This window comes from Corallococcus sicarius (genome assembly GCF_003611735.1).
In the GTDB taxonomy this organism is placed as follows: domain Bacteria; phylum Myxococcota; class Myxococcia; order Myxococcales; family Myxococcaceae; genus Corallococcus; species Corallococcus sicarius.
The window spans coordinates 18,683-36,599 of the sequence record NZ_RAWG01000022.1; the positions used below are offsets into that span (position 1 = coordinate 18,683).

Sequence of the window (17,917 nt, forward strand, 5' to 3'; positions counted from 1 at the left end):
AAACGGCATATCGCCCCCCTGTCTGAAGAGGCTACCCAAGGGGTGGGACGCGTCCCAACCCCGGGTGGGGCATCACCCGCTGAGCCCGGGGGCATCCCGTGCCAGCTCGTCACAGATAAGCCCCTGGATGCGGAAGGCGAGCCGCGCCTCCTGGACCACCTCCTGGGCCTCCTGCTCGCCGAGCGCCACCTCATCCAACCGGGCGGAGAGCCGGGCCTGGAACGCCTGCAGCTCTCCCGGGGCCACCGCGTTGTAGAAGGCCGTGCCCTGCCCGCCGTCCAGCTCGAAGGCCTGGGTGATGAGCAGCGAGCGCTGGGGGGAGGTGTACAGGTCCTGCACGCAGCGGGCGTAGGCGTGCGCGATCAACAGGTGCGGCGCCTCCTCGGCGACCTCGTGGATGCGCTCGGCGTGCAGCCGCGTCTCCGCGCAGGCGAACGGGTGCGTGCGCGTGTCGCCGCAGAACCACTCCAGATCCGCCAGCAGCGCCGAGGCCCGTCGCAGCTCCGGCAGCCGCAGCATCCGTGCGACGGCGCCCTCCTCCACGCCCGGCAGCACGGCCTCGAAGGCCTCGTAGAGGACGTGCAGCTGGCGCAGGTGGTTCACGTAGTGGCGGGCCCGCACGAACTGGCCGTAGACGCCGCTGTTCCACGAGCCCTGGAAGAGCGCCTCCAGGAAGGTGGACTGTTCAGCCTGGCGCCGCGCCATCCCCGTCCCCTCCTCCAGGCGCCGCGACAGCGGCTGGGACGACGCGGGCATGGGGGACGTGGACGTGGACGCGGGCGACAGCCGCCGCTCCCTCGCGGAGCGCACCATGCCGCCCCACCGGAGCGTTCCCTGGAGGCTCACTGCTTCCACCTGTCGTCGGACGCCCCGTGGGCGTGGGGGGCGGGTGCCTCCAGCTGCTGGATGGCCTCCAGCAGCGTGTGCCCCAGCGCGCGCAGGACATCCTCCTCCAGGCGGAGCGTCACCGGCCCCACCGCCAGGTGGATGTGCCCACAACTGCACCGCGTCACTTCAGCGCACGGGCTTTGCGCCAACACCGCCCTGCAGCATCCCTGACCGAGCATCGCGATCTCCAATTGATTTTGATTATCGAAATCAAATTCATGAAGCCACAACGCCCCGCCGGGGTCAAGCCCGGTTCGCACGTTTTCCGGTCCCGCCACCCACAAAGACAGACATGATACAATTGAAACATCCGCAATAAATGACAATGATCGCCATTTTAATGACAGATAACAACAATCACAGACGGACTCCCAGGCTCCTCTGGAAATGGATGCTCATTTGTTCATGTAGGCATGGGGGTTTGGGGCGCGCGAAACTGGCTGAAGGTTTGTTCAGGTTCATTCAGTGCCCTGATCGGGCCGTGATCGGGCCCCTGGAAAATGGCTGAAGGTTTGTTCAGGTGCCGTTCAGTCCATCTGGCCCTGGACATCCCGGGCGTAGGAAAGGGGACCATGCGGATCTCCCTCGTGCTGACGACCTTCCTGGGGCTTGCGTCCTTGCAGCCCGGCTGCCGTTCCGATGATCCGCAGCCGGCCAGTCGCCGGAGGTGACGCAGTGGGCCTCCGGCCTGGGCCGGCCCCACGACATCGTCTTCCACCAGCGTGAAGGCCAGGTCTGGGTGTTCCTGTCGGAGAAGAACCGCGTCACGCGCTCGCGCTGGACGGCGGGCGAGACGACGCGCGGCGCGGTGCAGACGGTGGTCTCCGGGCTGGGACGGCGGCTCACGGGAGCTGTTCGCCCGGGGCCTGCGCAACGCGGAGGGACTCGCGTGGGTGCCGGGCACGGACACCCTTTGGGTGGCGGTCAACAACCGCGACAACGTGCCCTACCCGTTCGATGACGGCACCGGCCGGTACGGCAAGGTGGTCCCCGAGTACGTGGACAACCACCCGCCGGAGGCCCTCACCTCCGTGCGCGCCGGGGGGCACTACGGCTGGCCGTTCTGCAACTCCAACCCGGACTCGCCTGGCGGCCTGAAGCACATGCCCCTGGACCGCGACTACGACATGAACCGGGACGGCTCGCGCGCGGACTGCGCCAGCCTGGACAAGACGGACCAGGGCATCCAGGCGCACTCGGCGCCGCTGGGCCTGACCTTCTTCGACAACGCGGAGCTCACGCCGGCCTGGAAGCGCGGCGCGCTCGTCGCCTACCACGGCTCATGGAACCGCACGGAGCGGACCGGCTACAAGGTCACCGTCTTCCCGTGGGACCTGGCGACGAACCAGCCCACGGGCGAGGTGGACCTCGTCACCGGGTTCAAGAACCCGGACCTGAGCGTGTGGGGCCGGCCGGTGGACGTGGCGCTGAACCCCCGGGGCGGCTTCTTCATCAGCGACGACTTCGCCGGGGCCATCTACCTGGTGGAGCCCCTCCGCCTGCCCTGAAGCTCCAGCCGAGCCCGGCCGGAGCTCAGAGACGACGCGGGCTCAGCGCGTCTCGCCGCGGCCCAGCCGGGCCACGTAGTCCGCGGGCAGCCCGGCGCTCGTCGCGCCGCGCACCAGGGCCTCCACGAAGCGCGGGCTCACCGGGCCGTCCATGGACGCGCGGCGGGGGTTGGTCACGAACGCGGTGGCCTCCACCTCCTGGCCGTCCACGCGCACGCGCACGGTGCGCTCCACGCACATGCTCGTCACCACGCCCTCCTTGTGCTGGACGATGGGCCAGTCCTTGCCGGCGATGCGGAAGAGCCGGCCGTACACCCGGGCGCCCGGCGCGTCGGTGAGGCCCGCCACCCGGCCGCCCCACCAGCGCGAGGGGAAGTCGTAGACGAGGTCCACGTCCAGCGCCTCGGCGAGCTGCCCTTCCGGCAGCTCGAAGAAGCCGTAGCTGTGCTGCCCCTTCCACTCGTCGAAGGCGGCCCGGTCCAGGATGGTGGAGTAGGCGAAGTAGAGCCGGGGCGCGTCCGCGTCCGCCTGTGCGCGCGCCTTCATCACCTGATCGTAGTGCGAATCCATGCGTGTGGTTCCTCCTACCGGCTACCGGTCGCCCTTGCGGCCCAGCGCGCCGTCGCGGAACGCGCCCAGCACGCCCGCCACGTCCAGCCGGGATGTCTTGATGAACAGGCGCAGCGCGCGCTCCACGTGCTCGGCCAGCGTCGCCATGCGCTCCAGCTTCCGCAGCCGCTCCGGGGGAACGCCGCCCGCGGCCTCCGCCAGCCGGCGCGCTTCGGACAGGTCCGCCCGGATGCGGGTGACGAAGGCCGCCTCGCGCTCCTCCACCACGTGCGTCACCATCCGCACCAGGTCCGTCTCCGCGGCGTACCGCCACACGGTGTCCTGCGGCACGCGCACGCGCTGGATGACGCCCCAGCGCTCCAGGTCGCGCAGCAGCATGGAGACGCCGCCCTTCGACAGATCCAACTCGCGCTCGATCTCACCCGCCGTCAGCGGCTCGCCGCGCAGGTACAGCAGCCCCCACACGCGGCCCTGGTTGCGCTTGAAGCCCCAGAACTCGATGACGTTGCCCACCGCCTCCACGGCGATGGCTTCATACGGAGCCAGCCGGCCGTTGTCCGGCGGCGGTACCGTGCTCTGGCTCCCGGGATCCCCCCCCGTCCACAGGTAGCCCTTCACGCAGCGCGTCCCTTCACTTGATCCGCGATGCCCTCGGACAGCTTGCGCGCCCAGCCCGCCAGCTCCGCGCCCGCCGCGCCGTGGGTGTAGGGCCCCAGCTTGTCGAGCGCCGCTTCGATCTCCACGTTCATCCGCTGCATGGAGGCCTCCACCGCGCCGGTGGCCTCAATGGCGCTGCCAATCTCCCGCGTGCGCTCCGGGGTGATGACGGAGAAGGCCCACGCGTCCTTGAGCTTGCGGCGCAGCGACTCGTCGCGCGACACCGCCAGCAGGATGGGCAGCGACGGCGTGCGCGAGTGCACGTCCGCGTACCGGGGCTTGCCCACGTCCGTGCCCAGGATGTCCCGGATGTCGTCGGCGATCTGGAACGCCACGCCCAGGTGCCGGCCGAACGCGTCGAAGCGCTCCACCGCCTCCGGCAGGTCCGCCAGCGTCGCGGCCGCCTTGCCGCACCAGCCGAACAGCGAGCCCGTCTTGCCCTCGGCGATGTAGCGCAGCCGCGTCAGCGGCAGGTCCATGTCGCCGCGCGCCTCCACCTCCGCGATGGCCGCGCGGGTCATCTCCGAGACGACGGCCAGCCCGCTCTGCACCAGGCGCGCGTCCAGCAGCGACAGCTGCGAGAGCGCCGTGGACAGGATGAGGTCGCCGCTCATCACCGCGACGATGTTGCCCCAGCGCGCGTTCACCGTTGGGCGGCCCCGCCGGAACATGCCCGCGTCCACCACGTCGTCGTGCAGCAGGCTGGCCGAGTGGATCATCTCCGCCGCCACGCCCACATCCACCAGCCGTGACGCGGGCACTCCCACGGCCCCACCGAACAGCCGGACGAGCATGGGCCGAGCACGCTTGCCACCGGCGCCCAGGCAGAGGTGCCGGGCCGCGTCCATCAGCGTGTCACCCTTCACGTCCGGCCCGACGTCCCCGTCCGCGAGCAGGGTCACCAACCGCTGCTCCACCTGCCCCAGAAACTCCGTCAGCTCGTGAGCGACATCCATGTACGCGGTCTCCTTCGCCCGTTCATATAGTTCAAGACCGCGTGAACTGCACCTGAATCCCTCCTGCCCTCCGGGCATGCGGACAGAGCATCGAAAGCCGGGAATAAGGTCGCTTGGTGGTCGGCCGTGCGCGGGGGGTACACCGGGCGTCCGGTTGAGGGGGAATGCGACGCCGTGCGACAGGAAGGAGGCCTTTCCTGACGCAAGGGTTCGCGTGTCCCCCGCTGCCTTCCGCCGCCACCTCCTCCAGAGCTTCGCTTCCCTCGCCAACGGCGTCCCCCTCTTCCGGCCGGGCACCTCCCTGCCCGGCTCGTCCGCGCCGCTGTTGGGTGCGCCGCCGCCGCCCGACGACCACCGGGGCCCGCCTCTTCAGAGGGGCCTTCGCGGTTCGCTGCGCATGTCCATCGTGGAGGGCATGTTCGCGGAGGTGTTCACCGCGTGCGCGGGCGCCACGGTGCTCACGGCGTGGGCCATCGCGCTGAAGCTGGGGCCCTTGCTCGTGGGCGTGATGACGGCGCTGCCGTTCTTCGCCCAGTTCGTGCAGTTCCCCGCCGCCTGGCTCACCCTCTGCTTCGGGCACCGGCGCGTGGCGCTCACCGCCGTCTGCCTGTCGCGGCTCGTGATGCTGCCCCTGGCGCTGCTGCCGTGGCTCAACCTGTCCCTCCAGGAACAGCAGCACCTGCTGCTCACCGTGGCCGGGCTGTCCGCGCTCCTGGGCGTGGTGGGCAACAACGCGTGGGTTGCGTGGATGGGGGAACTGGTGCCGCGCGCCGTGCGGGGCCGCTTCTTCGGCAAGCGCACCGCGCTCACCACGCTGATGGGCACCGGCGCGTCACTGTGCGCGGGCCTGCTGATGGACCGGCTGCGCATGCTGGACGGCGTGGGGATGGCGCTGCCGCTCCTGGCGCTGGCGGCGTGCGCGATGGGCATCGTCACCACCCTGATGATGGCCGCGCAGCATGATCCCGCGCCCCCGGGCTCGTCGCCCCGGCTGGAGCTGAAGGCGGCGCTGCTGCCCTGGAAGGACGACGGCGCCCGGCGGGTGCTCGTGTACCAGGTGGCGTGGAACGCGGCGGTGGGCGTGTCCGCGCCCTTCTTCGCGCTGCACTCGCTGCAGAACCTCAAGATGACCTTCGTCATCATGGCCCTGCACGGGGCGGCGGTGGCGGGCGTGCGCGTGCTGACGGCGTCCATGTGGGGCCGCGCCATCGACAGGTTGGGCGCGCAGCCGGTGCTGATGGCGTGCTCGCTGGGGATCAGCGTCATCCCGCTCCTGTGGCTCCTGCCCACCGCGGGGACGCTGTGGCCGCTGCTCTTCGACGTGCTGCTGGCGGGCTCGCTCTGGAGCGGCCACGGCCTGGCCATCTTCGCGCTGCCCCTCACGGTGGCGCCGCGCCGGGGCCGGCCCTTCTACCTGGCGGCGTTCGCCACCGCGGGCGGCCTCGCGTACGCGGGGGCGGCGGCCCTGGGTGGAGCGCTGGCGGCGCGCCTGCCCCAGCAGTTCATGCTGGGCGGCCACGTGTGGGCGAACCTGCACGTGCTCTTCGTCGTGTCGTCGGTGGCGCGCCTGGGCGCGGCCTTCCTCGCGGCCCGGGTGAACGAACCCGGCGCCGCCACCGCGCGCACCGTGGGACAGGTGGTGGAGCGGCTCTTGCCCCGCCTGCGCCCCGCGCTGCGCGAGGCCCGGGCGCCGGACGTCCGGCCGTAGGCGGCTCCCAGCCGGGTTTCGGCCGGGCTACAGCCGGTAGTCCTTCACCATCCCGGCGACCCGCTCGGAGAGCATCTTGAGCGACACGGCGGACTCGCTGGTGGTGGAGATGCGCTTCACCGTGTCGCCCATCACCGCGTTGAGCTCGTTCACGGCGGTGAAGATCTGCTCGATGCCCGTGGCCTGCTGATTGACCGTCTGGGAGATCTGCCGGGCGGACACCACGCTGTCGCGCACGATGGAGGACAGCTGGCGCAGCGTGTCCCCGGACGTGCGCACCTGCGCGAGCGCGGACTCCATGCGCTGCGTGCCCGCCGCGGTGATCTCCACCGTGGCGAAGATGGCGGTGCTGATGTCCGCGAGGATGCCGCGCACCTGATTGGTGGCGCGGATGGACTGGTCCGCGAGCCCGCGGATCTCCCGGGCCACCACCGCGAAGCCCTTGCCGTGCTCCCCGGAGCGCGCCGCTTCAATGGCCGCGTTCACCGCGAGCAGGTGCGACTGGTCCGCCAGGTCCTTCACCGTCTCCGTGATGCCGGAGATCTGCTCGGTGCGCTCGCCCAGCGCCATGATGCGCTCGGCGATCTGCTCCACCTGCGAGCGCAGGTCCACCAGGCCGTCGATGCTGTCCGTGATGGCGCCCTCGCCCGTCTTGCCCAGGGCCTCCGCGCGCTCCGCCACGTCGATGACCGCCTCCGCGGCGCGCGAAGCCACCACCGACGTCTGGCGGATCTCCTGCGCCGTCACCTGCGTCTCCTGGAGCGCGGCGGCGTGGCGCGACACCATCTCGTTCTGCCGGCCCGCGGAGTCGTTCAGGTGCTCCACCGACCCCTTGAGCATGTCCGACGACTGCTGAAGCTGCTGGAGCAGATCCTTGACCTTGCTCACCATCAGCGTGAAGGCGCCCGCGAGCTGCCCCACCTCGTCGGTGGACTCGATGCGGACCATCTCCCGCAGGTCGCCGTGCTCCGCGATGCGCTGCGCGGCCTCCGTGAGCTGCACGAGCGGCATCGCCACCCGGCGCGCCAGCACGACGCCCGCCACCACGAACGCCACCAGCGCCAGCAGCACCACCACGCTCACGCCCGTGGTGATGGCCTTCACCTGGGCCCGCGCCGCGGAGCGGTTGAGGCCCACGTGCACGCTGCCCGCGCCGTTCGCCATCCGGGAGCTCAGGTCCAGCAGCTCCGCGTCGCGGACGTAGAACGTGGCGTCGCCCTGCGCCCGGCTCAGCCGGTCGCGCAGCTCGCGCATGGCCGGGCCGTACTCGCCCGCCACCGCGCGCAGCTGTCCCGAACCGTCGAAGACGGCCACGTAGGCCACCTTCCCGCTGCGGGTCACCGGCTCCAGCAGCGGCTGGAGCGACTCCGTCTGGCCGCTGGCCATCACCCCCGACAACGTGGAGGCGAGCGCCACGGGCAGTGCCACACCCACCTCCCGCCCCTGATCCTCGAAGGCGGACGAAAGGCGAGGGATGAGGTACCCGAAGAACAGGACCGTGAAGAACAGCGCCACCAGGAGCGGCGCCAACGAGAGCTTCTGGGACAGGGAAAGTCGCATCCGGGCGTCGGCGGCGGCCCCCTTCCACGCTGTCGCCAGCGCGCGGGGTCCACTCCAGAGGGAAATCTGGGAAACGAAGCCCCCCTGGACTATCCAGTGAGGTGCCACATTGTGAACACCCCTGCGGAGCTGCGCAATGGCCCCGCGCGGGTTCCCGCATGAAAGTCAGACACCACGCCCTGGGTAGAGGTCACCCCGGGCGTGGGTCATCTCTTCCGGGAGGCCGGGCTTCAGCCCGCCTGGCGCTTGGGAGGGGCGCTTTCGTCCCACTTCTCCATCAGCGTGTTGGACGGGAGCGTTTCGTCCAGCAGCTTGCGGGCGGACTCGGCGCCGGTGACGGGCAGTCCCTTGGGGTCCAGCAGGCCGAGCTGCACCAGCACCGTCGCCTGATCCCAGTAGATGTGCTCGTGGTAGAGCTTGTCGCCGCGGAAGTTCACCACGGCGACCAGCGGCACCTCCACGTACTTCCCGGTGGGCGCGATGCCCGGGAGCATCCAGTCCATCTCGATGTCGTGCGTGAAGCAGAAGATGAACTCGTCCACCACGCGGTCGGCACCCACGGTGCGCGACAGCGGGATCATCTTCGTGTCCTTGGGGTTCGCGTGGACGAAGTGGTTCGCGTAGAAGCGCCGGAGGTACTCCGCGCCCACGCCCCCCGTCATCACCGGGACGCTGTTGACGTACGGGTGCGCCACCATGGTGGCCATCGTCGCGTCGGCGTCCCGGGCGGCGAACTCCAGCTCCGTGTGCTTGTCCCACAGCGCGGCCAGATCGTAGCGGGGGCCCATCACCCGCCGCAGCAGCGCCATGGTGCGCGTGTGGGCCATCATCTGCGAGGGCCGGTGGTACGCCGGCGAACCCTCGCGGAAGAAGCCGTGCCGCACCCCCGGGTACACGTACAGCTCCACGTCGGGCGTGACATGCTCGCGCACCCGGGCCACCGCGGACGGGGGCACGAAGCCGTCCCACTCCGCGAAGTTGAGCACCAGCGGGGCCGCGTCCGGCCGGGCCTCCGCGAGCACGTCCTCCATGCCGGGCGCGCAGTACGCCACCGCGCAGTCCACCTGGCCGTGCACCGCGAGCTGCGCGGCCAGCGTGCCGCCCAGGCCGAAGCCCACCGCGCCCAGCTGCTTCTTGCCCCTGAGGCCCGTCACCTCCGGCAGGCCCCGCGCGTACGCCACCACCGACTTGAGCTCCGCTTCCTCCGGCTCCCCCCGCGACGCGAGGTCCGGCACCACCACCACGTAGCCCTCTTCGGCGAAGAGCTCCGCCATGTGCCGCAGGTGGGTATTGCCCTCGAAGGCCTCCACCATCAGCACCAGCAACGCCGGACCACTGCCTGACTCGGGCCGACGGACCCACGCCCTCATCGGGTCGCTCCCGTCCACAGGAATCCACATCGAGTTGTCAGTCATTGTCGCGCACCCTCCCCATAGCGGACACAGTTCGTCCGGGCACGTCGCCTCCCGGACGTCTGCCATTGTAGCAGGGCTGCGGGACGTCCGCTCAGCATGTGAGAGTTTTTGATGCGGGCGGATAGTTGTATGCCTTTGACTGGAGGAATCAGCCGGCACTGCAACGCACCGCCCGCATGACGCGGCGGGACTTCACCTCAGGCTCAGGCTCAGGCTCAGGCGATGAGCGACTCGGACGGGGCGACCTTCGCGCACGCGGAGAGGTGTCGCCCGGACCCCAATGCCTGACGCGGCAGGCAGAGGAAGAAGGTGGTCCCCGACTCGTGGGTGGACTCGACCCTCAGCGTGCCACCGTGGGCCTGCACGATGCTGTGCGCGATGTAGAGCCCCAGGCCCAGGCTCTCCCGGCGGTCGGTGTCGACGCCGCGGCGGAAGGGCTGGAACAGCGTGTCGCGCAGGTGCGTGGGGATGGGGGCGCCGCTGTTGTGCACCTCCACGTGGACGGTGTCCGCGCCCTGTTCAGAGGTGCGGATGCGCACGGGGGTGTCCGTCGGGCTGTACTTCAGCGCGTTGTCCAGGAGGTTGGCCAGCGCCTGCGCCAGCCGGTCCAGGTCCCACGTCCCCGGCAGGCTCTCGCGGGTGAACTCGCAGAGGACGGTGCGGTCCGGCTGCGCCGCGCGCAGCTCATCCGTCACCTTGCAGCACAGCTCGTTCAGGTCGCCGGCGCCCGGCACCACCGGGATGCCTCCGCCCAGGCGCGCGCGCGTGAAGTCCAGGAGCTGATCCACGATGCGCTGGATGCGCTCACCGGCCCGGGCCACCCGCTCGAAGGCCTTGCGCTGGCCGTCCGGCATCGTGTCGCGCGCGAGCTGCAGGCTCGCGGTGGTGAGGATGGCGGCCAGGGGGGAGCGGATGTCGTGTCCCACGATGCCTACAATCTGCTGCTCCAGCTCCGTCGCGCGCTGCAGTTCCTCCTCCACGCGCCGCCGCTCCGCCAGCTCCAGCGCCTGCTGCCGCAGCTGCTCACCGCGCTGGTACAGCTCCACGAACACCGACACCTTCGCGCGCAGGATGTCCGGGTCCACCGGCTTGAGCAGGTAGTCCACCGCGCCGTATTCGTAGCCCCGGGTGATGTACGCCGTCTCGCGGCTGAGCGCGGTGATGAAGAGGATGGGCAGGTGCTTCGTGCGCTCGCGGGCGCGCACGAGCCGCGCCGTCTCCAGCCCGTCCAGCCCCGGCATCTGCACGTCCATCAGCACGCAGGCGTACTCGTCCAGCAGCAGCGCCTTGAGCGCCTCGTCGCCCGAGCGCACCGACACGAGGTGCGCTCCGAGCGGCTCCAGGATGGCTTCCAGGGCGAACAGGTTCGACGGCACATCGTCGACCAGGAGCACGCGCGCGGGGCGCGACCCGGGCACCATGACATTGGTGGGTCGGGAGGAATGCTCGTCGGACACGGCGCTGAGCACGGGTGTCCTGGAACCGGGAGGCATCAAGATGGTCGTCACTCGGGCGTAGGGGTGGGAGCGGCTCGGGTGGCAGTCAGGGTGGCTCGGCACGGAGGTCCACGGCGATATCGAGCGCTTCCCACCAACAGACTCCCCGCTCCCCCTTGTTCCCTGCACCTGCACTTGAAAGACACAGCACCGGAGGAATTCGCGCTCAAAACTGTCAGGTTGCAAATCCTGTCAGGGACGTAAACTCTGAACACATGACGCCCCCGGTCCCTCGCACGCTCCTGCTCAGTCCCGCCGACTTGCGCGCCATCGTGGACGGCGTGGGACTCCACGCCTTGATGGACGAGCTCATCCAGACGCTGACGACGGCGCTGCGGGAGCTGGATGCGTCCGTCACGGAGGTGCACAAGCGGGAGGGCTTCGCCCTGAAGAACGAGCTGCGGCCCCCGGGAGCGCTCGAATGGATGCCCGTCCTGCGGCGGGGCGAGACCATGACGATGAAGGTGGTGGGCTACGCGCCCGCGAACGCCGCGGATGCGGGGCTGCCCACCATCATCGCGACCAACAGCGTCTACGACGCGCGCACGGGCCACCTGTTGGCGCTGATGGACGGCGTGTTCGCCACCGCGCTGCGCACCGGGGCCGCGTCGGCGGTGGCCAGCCGGTGCCTCGCGGCGCCGGACAGCCGGGTGCTGGGGCTGGTGGGCTGCGGGGCGCAGGCCGTCACGCAGTTGCACGCGCTCAGCCGCGTGTTCCGGCTGGAGCAGGTGCTGGTGCACGACGTGAACCCGGAGGCGGCGCGCTCGTTCGTGCGGCGCGTGGCCTTCCTGGGCCTGGACGTGCGGCCCACGCTGCTGTCGGACCTGGAGGCGCGGGCGGACATCCTCTGCACCGCGACGACGGTGGGTGTGGGCGCGGGTCCGGTCATCTCCGGCCATGCGCTCCAGCCGCACGCGCACATCAACGCGGTGGGCTCCGACCTGCCGGGCAAGACGGAGCTGCCGCTGGCCCTCTTGCGCCGCAGCCTCGTGTGCCCGGACTTCCCCAGCCAGGCGCGCGTGGAGGGCGAGTGCCAGCAGCTGCACCCGGATCAGATTGGCCCCGACCTGGCCACCGTCGTGCAGCAGCCGGAGGAGTTCCAGGGCTGGCGGCTGCGCAACACGGTGTTCGACTCCACCGGCCACGCGCTGGAGGATCAGGTCGTCACCCGGATGCTGCTCGAGCACGCGCGGCGCATGCAGCTGGGCACCTATGTGTCGGTGGAGGGGCTGGGCGGGGATCCGCTCGACCCGTACGCGCTGATGCGGGGTGACGCGCCCGGACGTACCGAGGCGCCGCGCCGCGCCGCCGGCTCCTGACGTCCGCCGGACAACCCTCCGGGGGACAATCATCCCCCCTCCCGGCACCCGTGCGCGCGTGGGCTCCGTAGAGTCCCACCCCCATGCGCTCATCCTTCCTGCCGTCTCGCGGTGTCTCGCGCGCCACGCTCGGGTTGACCCTGGCGGTGTCGCTGGTCCTTGGCGGCTGTGGCCAGTCTCCCGCGGCGGAGCGCGTGCCCTTCACCCCGGCCACCGATGACGCGGTGCTCGCCCAGGTGCCGGCGACCGCGACGGATGCGAAGGCCCGCGAGCGTGCGGCGCTCCGGAGGGCCCTCGGCGCCCGCGCGGATCAACTGGACCTGGCGCTGCGGCTGGCGCGGCTGGACATCGAGGAGGGCCGGGCCTCCGGGGACCCGCGCTCCCTGGGCCACGCGCAGGCGGCGCTCGCGCCCTGGTGGGACGCGGCCACCCCGCCCCCGGGCGTGCGCCTGCTGCGCGCCACCATCCTCCAGGGCCGCCATGAGTTCCCCGCCGCCCTGGCGGACCTGGACGCCCTGGTGCGCGAGTCCCCCGAGGACGCGCAGGCGTGGCTCACGCGCGCCGTCGTGCTGGGCGTGCGCGGCGAGCACGCGGAGGCGACGAGGAGCTGCGCGGCGCTCGCGCCCCTGGCGGGGTCGCTGGCCGGGGCCGTGTGTCAGGCCCAGGTGCTGAGCCTCGCGGGCCGCTCCCGGGACGCGTACGCGCGGCTCTCCGCCGCGATGGCGCGGGGGGCGCACGGGCGGGGTGAAGAGGCGTGGGCGCTGTCCACGCTGGCGGAGGCCGCCGCGCGCTCGGGCGACACGGAGCGCGCCGCGAAGCTCTACGCCCGCGTGCTGGCGATGGATCCGGGTGACGCCTACACCCGCGCCGCCTACGCGGATCTGCTGCTGGAGCTGGACCGCCCGCGCGACGTCATCGCTCTGGTGAAGGACCACGGCGAGGACGACAACCAGCTCTTGCGCCGCGTGCTCGCGGAGGTGGCGCTGGGTTCACCGGAGGCGCCCGCGCTGGTCGCGGAGCTGGCGTCGCGCTACGCGGCCAGCCACCTGCGCGGCGACGCCCTGCACGCGCGAGAGGAGGCCCGCTTCGCGCTCCACGTCGAGAAGGACACCGCGAAGGCGCTGAGGCTGGCCCAGGCGAACTGGGAGGTGCAGCACGAGCCATGGGACGCGCGCATCCTGCTGGAGGCCGCGCTCGCGCACCGCACCCCCGACGCCGCCGCCCCCGTGCTGCGCTTCCTGGAAGCGAGCGGCGCGGACGACCCCGGCCCGCTGGCACTCGCCGAGCGCGTGCGAAAGGCCTCCCGATGAAGGCCCTCGCGCTCGCGCTGCTGCTCCTCCCGCTGGCCGCGCTCGCCCACAAGCCGAGCGACAGCTACCTGCACCTGGACCGCGCCGGCACCGGCTTCACCGGCCGCTGGGACGTGGCCCTGCGCGACCTGGAGGAGGTGCTGGTCCTGGACGCGGACGGAGACGGTGCCATCACCTGGGGCGAGGTGCGCGCGCGTCAGGCGGACGTCGCGGGCTACGCGCTCGCCCGGCTGAAGCTGTCCTCCGACGGCGCCCCGTGCCCCCTGACTTCCGCCGCCGCGTTGCGCGTGGTGCGCCACTCCGACGGGGCCTATGCCGTCGTCGACTTCACCGCGGCGTGCGCGGCCGTGCCCCGCGCGCTGGACGTGGACTACGCGCTGCTCTTCGACCGAGACCCGCAGCACCGGGGCATCGTGCGGGTGGGCAGCGACGGCGCCGGTGAGCCCCTGGTCCTCTCCGCCACGCGCCACACCGCCCGCGTGTCGCTGGAGGGACTGTCCCCATGGCGGCGCTTCGGGCAGATGGTGCACTCCGGCGTCGAGCACATCTGGGACGGAGTGGATCACCTGCTCTTCCTGCTCGCGCTGCTCCTGCCGTCCGTGCTGCGGCGCGACCGGGAGACGGGCCGCCTGGTGCCGGTGGCGGACTTCGGCGCGGCGGTGCGGGACGTGGTGAAGGTGGTGTCCGCCTTCACGCTGGCGCACTCGCTGACGCTGAGCGCCGCATCGCTGGGCTGGGTGTCGCTGCCGTCGCGGTGGGTGGAGTCCGCCATCGCGGCCAGCGTCATCGTCGCCGCGCTCAACAACGTCTTCCCGTGGATGGACCGCACCCGCTGGCTGGCGGCGTTCGCGCTGGGGCTCCTGCACGGCTTTGGCTTCGCGTCGGTGCTGGCGGACCTGGAGCTGCCCGCGGGCAGCCTCGCGGTGACGCTGCTCGGCTTCAACGTGGGCGTGGAGCTGGGACAGCTCGCGTGCGTCGCTGTCTTCCTGCCCGTGGCGTACCTGCTGCGCGCCACGCCCGTCTACCGCCGTGCACTGCTCGTGGGCGGCTCCGCGCTGATCGCCCTGGTGGCGTGTGCGTGGTTCGTGGAGCGCGCGTTCGGCGTGGGCGTGTCCTTCACCTGACGGGCCCACCCCTCCCCGCGGGGCAGGGTTTCGTTGTCAGGAGCAATCAGGGCCATTCGGAAACGCGTGAGGCTTTCGCCTGGAGATATGTCCTGCCTTCGCACGACATCCCGGGCATTTCCGCGTTCCGAATCACCGAAGCAGGAGGAGGAGTCGATGAGAGCCAGGACAATCGCGGCGGTCCTTACCGTCGCGACCACGCTGGGCGCGACGGGCGCCATTGCGTCAAGCCACCGCGAAGCACCCTTCATCACGAAGGCACCCAAGGTCGACTCGACCGACTTCTACATGTTCCGCAGCTATGAGGCGGACCGCGCGGACTTCGTGACGCTGATCGCCAACTACATCCCCTTCCAGGAGGCGTACGGCGGTCCGAACTTCTTCACGATGGATCCGGAAGCGCTGTACGAGATCCACATCGACAACGATGGGAACGCGCAGGAGGACATCACCTTCCAGTTCCGCTTCACCAACACGCTGGCCAACGCGAACAACGGCCTGACGCTGACCATCGGCACCGGCGCGCAGGCGAAGACGGTCGCCGTGCCGCTCTTCAACGTGGGTGCCATCACCACGGCGAACCAGGCCGCCCTGAACGTGCAGGAGTCCTACACGCTCAAGGTGATCCGCGGCAACCGCCGCACCGGCGTCGCCAAGGACGTGACGAACGCGGTGGGCGGCTCGGCCACCTTCCGCAAGCCCACGGACTACATCGGCACGAAGTCACTGGGCCTGCCGCCCGTCTACGAGGCGTATGCGCGGGAGCACATCTTTTCGGTGAACATCCCGGACTGCGCCACGCCAGGCCGGGTGTTCGTCGGACAGCGCAAGGAGTCCTTCGCGGTCAACCTGGGGCCCATCTTCGACCTGGTGAACGCGCCCGCCGCCATCATCACCGACCCCACCAAGCGCGGCGCGGTGGCCAACCCGCTGGCGAGCAACAACATCACCACGCTCGCCCTGGAGGTCCCCATCGCCTGCCTCAAGGCCGGCACCCAGGACATCCTCGGTGGCTGGACGAGCTCGAGCGTGCGCCAGGCGCGCGCCATCAACCCGTCGCCCACGTTCGCGAAGCCCTCGCGGGACGGTGGCGCGTGGCAGCAGATCAGCCGCCTGGGCATGCCGCTGGTGAACGAGGTCGTCGTCGGCCTGCCGGACAAGGACAGGTTCAACGCCAGCCAGCCCAAGGACGACGCCCAGTTCGCCACCTACGTGACGAACCCCACCCCGCCCTGCTGGAGACGCTCTTCGGCACCAAGGCGCCCACCGTCTTCCCGCGCGCGGACCTGGTGGCGGCGTTCCTCACCGGCGTCCCTGGCGTCAACGCCAACGGCTCCACGGCGGAGATGCAGCGCCTGAACACGGCGCTGCCGCCCAAGCCCCGGGGGGCCCAGAACAACCTGGGCGCCACCGGCTGTTTCCTCAACGGCGTGCTCGACACCAGCCTCCCGGGCTGCGACCCAGTGGGCTTCCCCAACGGACGGCGCCCCGGCGACGACGTGGTGGACATCGAGCTGCGCGTGGCCATGGGCTACCTGCTGGCCGACGACGTCCAGGCCCCCTCGCGCAACGTCCCGTTCCACGACGCCGTGCTGCAGGACTCCTCGCAGTTCGACGCCGTGTTCCCCTATCTGACGGTGCCCAACGCGGGCGCCAACGGCGACGGGACGTGATGCCATGCGCAGCCTGAGAGCCATGGCCTGCCTCCTGACGCTGGGCGCCACCCTGGCCTACACGGGATGCAGCGACGACGATGATCCGAAGCCGGATGGCGGCACCCCGCCCGACTCCGGCACGCCCGATTCCGGCACCCCGGACGCGGGCACCCCGGACGCCGGCCCCACGAACATCGAATTCACGACCTTCGTCCGTGAACTCATCCTGAACCAGACCAACGAGACGGGCACGCCCGTGACCCTCGACGACAAGACCTTCGTCGACAACGAGCCTGCGGACGCGTTCCCGCCCAGCTTCTTCGAGCCGTAGGGTGAAGTCGGCCACTCGCAGCCCCGAGACCCGCAAACCCGGGTGTCGGGGCTGTTGCATGAGGGAGATGTGACAACTCCTGGCCGGACGCGGCGATAATCGCGACAGCGCCACTTTTGTCCAACCTTCCTGGGATTTTCCGCCATGAGCATCCGCCCTCCCTCCTCCCGCGTCACGACCGCCGCCTCCACGCGGGTGGCCGCCCCGGCCACGGCCATCACGGCGCCTCCCGCGGGGCTGCGCAAGGGCGACTCGGGCCCGAAGGTGAAGCAGCTCCAGGATGGGCTGGTGAAGCTGGGCTACCTGACGAAGGCGCAGGCGGCCACGGGGCCGGGCACGTTCGGGTCCCTGACCGAGGGGGCGGTGAAGAAGTTCCAGACCGCCCACAAGCTGCCCGCCACCGGCTTCTACGGGGAGCAGACGGCGGCGGCGCTGAAGAAGGCGCTCGGCAAGCCGCCGGTGCAGAACCCGCCCACGCAGCCGGGGAAGTTCACCAAGCCGCCGGTCATCAGCGCGCCGTCGCCCAACGCGGACTCCCGCAACGGCACGGACATCGACGCCATCGTCCTGCACCACACGGGCACCAACAACGGCAAGGGCGACCTGGCGTGGATGCGCAACCCGGACAGCAAGGTGTCGGCGAACTACATGCTCGACACGGACGGGAAGATCTACCAGCTCGTCGGGGATGAGAAGCGCTCCTGGCACGCGGGCAAGTCGGAGCTGCACGGCGTGCCCACGGACGTGAACGCGCGCTCCATCGGCATTGAAATCGTCAACGACGGCAGCGGCAAGACGCCCTTCACCGACGCGCAGTACAAGGCGCTGACGCAGCTGGTGGGCTACCTGAAGCAGGAGCACAAGGTGCCCGCGGCCAACATCCTCGGGCACAAGGACGTCGCGGTGCCCAAGGGCCGCAAGGACGACCCGGCGGCCAACTTCGACTGGAACCGGCTGCGCAAGGGCATTGGCGGCTGAAGCGTTCCACCGCCTGCCTGCGTGCGTCCATGCGACGGGGCGTGCTAGAAGTCCGCCCCGGTGCTCCGCCTCTGGCTCTTCATCTGGCTGTTGCTGCTCGCTCCGGTGGGAGGCGGCCTCGCGCATGCCTTCGGACCGGGGCCGGCGGAGGCCTGCGCCATGGGCTGCGAGGATGACGACGCCCAGGGCGAGTGCGCGCCCACCTGCGTGGACTGCGCCTGTTGCAGCCACGTGAAGCCCCTGGCGGTCGCCGTCCCCCTGCCGGGCTTCGTGAGCCCCCTGCTCCGGACTCCGCGCATCACGCTCGAGGACGCCGAGCCGTCGTCCGCCGACGCGGATGACATCCTGCACGTCCCCATAGTCCCTCTCGCTTAGGCCTGCGTCCGTCGTCGTTCGCACGCGCTCCGCCACCGGTGTGCCCGGCTCTTGTCCGGGAACGCTG

16 protein-coding genes and 1 pseudogene are annotated in these 17,917 nt (G+C 70.9%); 9 read left to right on the forward strand and 8 right to left on the reverse strand.

Annotated features, from left to right (window positions below):
• Positions 1 to 72: 72 nt before the first annotated feature.
• Complete coding sequence (locus tag D7X12_RS05210) at positions 73 to 846, reverse strand: biliverdin-producing heme oxygenase (RefSeq protein WP_244224358.1); 774 nt, start codon at positions 844 to 846, stop codon at positions 73 to 75.
• Entirely contained in the window at positions 843 to 1,040 is a 198-nt protein-coding gene (locus tag D7X12_RS05215) for a hypothetical protein (protein WP_147443532.1), read from the reverse strand. The genes D7X12_RS05210 and D7X12_RS05215 overlap by 4 nt, the downstream gene beginning before the upstream one ends.
• 765 nt (positions 1,041 to 1,805) lie before the next feature.
• Between D7X12_RS05215 and D7X12_RS05220 the strand changes: the two genes are divergently transcribed.
• Positions 1,806 to 2,396, forward strand: coding sequence for a PQQ-dependent sugar dehydrogenase family protein (locus D7X12_RS05220; protein WP_158619967.1), 591 nt, complete (start codon positions 1,806 to 1,808; stop codon positions 2,394 to 2,396).
• A gap of 42 nt (positions 2,397 to 2,438) precedes the next feature.
• Here D7X12_RS05220 and D7X12_RS05225 read toward each other — a convergent pair whose 3' ends face one another.
• The 3 genes from D7X12_RS05225 to D7X12_RS05235 are packed head-to-tail and all read right to left on the reverse strand — an operon-like array spanning position 2,439 to position 4,579.
• Positions 2,439 to 2,966: a gamma-glutamylcyclotransferase family protein gene (locus D7X12_RS05225; RefSeq protein WP_120624165.1), complete on the reverse strand. Its 528-nt coding sequence runs from the start codon at positions 2,964 to 2,966 to the stop codon at positions 2,439 to 2,441.
• 21 nt (positions 2,967 to 2,987) lie between these two features.
• A complete protein-coding gene (locus tag D7X12_RS05230) occupies positions 2,988 to 3,584 on the reverse strand; it encodes a GbsR/MarR family transcriptional regulator (RefSeq protein WP_120624166.1) in 597 nt (198 codons plus the stop codon).
• A complete protein-coding gene (locus tag D7X12_RS05235; RefSeq protein ID WP_120624167.1) occupies positions 3,581 to 4,579 on the reverse strand; it encodes a polyprenyl synthetase family protein in 999 nt (332 codons plus the stop codon). The genes D7X12_RS05230 and D7X12_RS05235 overlap by 4 nt, the downstream gene beginning before the upstream one ends.
• 214 nt (positions 4,580 to 4,793) lie before the next feature.
• Here D7X12_RS05235 and D7X12_RS05240 point away from each other — a divergent pair, with 214 nt between their 5' ends.
• Positions 4,794 to 6,287: an MFS transporter gene (locus tag D7X12_RS05240; RefSeq protein WP_120624168.1), complete on the forward strand. Its 1,494-nt coding sequence runs from the start codon at positions 4,794 to 4,796 to the stop codon at positions 6,285 to 6,287.
• A 27-nt stretch (positions 6,288 to 6,314) separates the two neighbouring features.
• Here the strand turns inward: D7X12_RS05240 and D7X12_RS05245 are convergent, their stop codons facing one another.
• The 3 genes from D7X12_RS05245 to D7X12_RS05255 form a co-directional block, all read right to left on the reverse strand.
• Complete coding sequence (locus D7X12_RS05245) at positions 6,315 to 7,847, reverse strand: methyl-accepting chemotaxis protein (protein ID WP_120624169.1); 1,533 nt, start codon at positions 7,845 to 7,847, stop codon at positions 6,315 to 6,317.
• Positions 7,848 to 8,077: 230 nt separating this feature from the next.
• Positions 8,078 to 9,217, reverse strand: coding sequence for an alpha/beta fold hydrolase (locus D7X12_RS05250; RefSeq protein ID WP_244224359.1), 1,140 nt, complete (start codon positions 9,215 to 9,217; stop codon positions 8,078 to 8,080).
• Between the two features lie 260 nt (positions 9,218 to 9,477).
• Complete coding sequence (locus D7X12_RS05255; protein WP_244224360.1) at positions 9,478 to 10,731, reverse strand: hybrid sensor histidine kinase/response regulator; 1,254 nt, start codon at positions 10,729 to 10,731, stop codon at positions 9,478 to 9,480.
• A 242-nt stretch (positions 10,732 to 10,973) separates the two neighbouring features.
• Here D7X12_RS05255 and D7X12_RS05260 point away from each other — a divergent pair, with 242 nt between their 5' ends.
• The 7 genes and pseudogenes from D7X12_RS05260 to D7X12_RS05290 all read left to right on the forward strand — a co-directional run bounded on the left by D7X12_RS05260 (position 10,974) and on the right by D7X12_RS05290 (position 17,850).
• Entirely contained in the window at positions 10,974 to 12,077 is a 1,104-nt protein-coding gene (locus tag D7X12_RS05260; protein ID WP_120624172.1) for an ornithine cyclodeaminase family protein, read from the forward strand.
• 83 nt (positions 12,078 to 12,160) lie between these two features.
• Positions 12,161 to 13,387: a tetratricopeptide repeat protein gene (locus tag D7X12_RS05265; RefSeq protein WP_120624173.1), complete on the forward strand. Its 1,227-nt coding sequence runs from the start codon at positions 12,161 to 12,163 to the stop codon at positions 13,385 to 13,387.
• A complete protein-coding gene (locus D7X12_RS05270; protein ID WP_120624174.1) occupies positions 13,384 to 14,511 on the forward strand; it encodes a HupE/UreJ family protein in 1,128 nt (375 codons plus the stop codon). The genes D7X12_RS05265 and D7X12_RS05270 overlap by 4 nt, the downstream gene beginning before the upstream one ends.
• A 156-nt stretch (positions 14,512 to 14,667) precedes the next feature.
• Positions 14,668 to 16,184, forward strand: a pseudogene (locus tag D7X12_RS05275) (DUF4331 domain-containing protein).
• Between the two features lie 4 nt (positions 16,185 to 16,188).
• Positions 16,189 to 16,497 (forward strand): hypothetical protein, encoded by a 309-nt coding sequence (locus D7X12_RS05280; protein WP_120624175.1) that lies wholly within the window; start codon positions 16,189 to 16,191, stop codon positions 16,495 to 16,497.
• A gap of 144 nt (positions 16,498 to 16,641) precedes the next feature.
• The gene (locus D7X12_RS05285) at positions 16,642 to 17,475 is read left to right on the forward strand and encodes a peptidoglycan recognition protein family protein (protein WP_120624176.1); all 834 of its coding nucleotides are present in this window, start codon (positions 16,642 to 16,644) and stop codon (positions 17,473 to 17,475) included.
• A 60-nt stretch (positions 17,476 to 17,535) separates the two neighbouring features.
• The gene (locus tag D7X12_RS05290; RefSeq protein ID WP_120624177.1) at positions 17,536 to 17,850 is read left to right on the forward strand and encodes a hypothetical protein; all 315 of its coding nucleotides are present in this window, start codon (positions 17,536 to 17,538) and stop codon (positions 17,848 to 17,850) included.
• Positions 17,851 to 17,917: the final 67 nt, after the last annotated feature.

What these genes read in the sequence shown, in the direction of transcription:
- D7X12_RS05225 (WP_120624165.1), bottom strand. Translation starts at nt 2,966, where the DNA reads ATGGATTCGCACTACGATCAGGTGATGAAGGCGCGCGCACAGGCGGAC.
- D7X12_RS05235 (WP_120624167.1), bottom strand. Translation starts at nt 4,579, where the DNA reads ATGGATGTCGCTCACGAGCTGACGGAGTTTCTGGGGCAGGTGGAGCAG.
- D7X12_RS05250 (WP_244224359.1), bottom strand. Translation starts at nt 9,217, where the DNA reads ATGAGGGCGTGGGTCCGTCGGCCCGAGTCAGGCAGTGGTCCGGCGTTG.
- D7X12_RS05280 (WP_120624175.1), top strand. Translation starts at nt 16,189, where the DNA reads ATGCGCAGCCTGAGAGCCATGGCCTGCCTCCTGACGCTGGGCGCCACC.
- D7X12_RS05245 (WP_120624169.1), bottom strand. Translation starts at nt 7,847, where the DNA reads ATGCGACTTTCCCTGTCCCAGAAGCTCTCGTTGGCGCCGCTCCTGGTG.
- D7X12_RS05270 (WP_120624174.1), top strand. Translation starts at nt 13,384, where the DNA reads ATGAAGGCCCTCGCGCTCGCGCTGCTGCTCCTCCCGCTGGCCGCGCTC.
- D7X12_RS05260 (WP_120624172.1), top strand. Translation starts at nt 10,974, where the DNA reads ATGACGCCCCCGGTCCCTCGCACGCTCCTGCTCAGTCCCGCCGACTTG.
- D7X12_RS05285 (WP_120624176.1), top strand. Translation starts at nt 16,642, where the DNA reads ATGAGCATCCGCCCTCCCTCCTCCCGCGTCACGACCGCCGCCTCCACG.
- D7X12_RS05265 (WP_120624173.1), top strand. Translation starts at nt 12,161, where the DNA reads ATGCGCTCATCCTTCCTGCCGTCTCGCGGTGTCTCGCGCGCCACGCTC.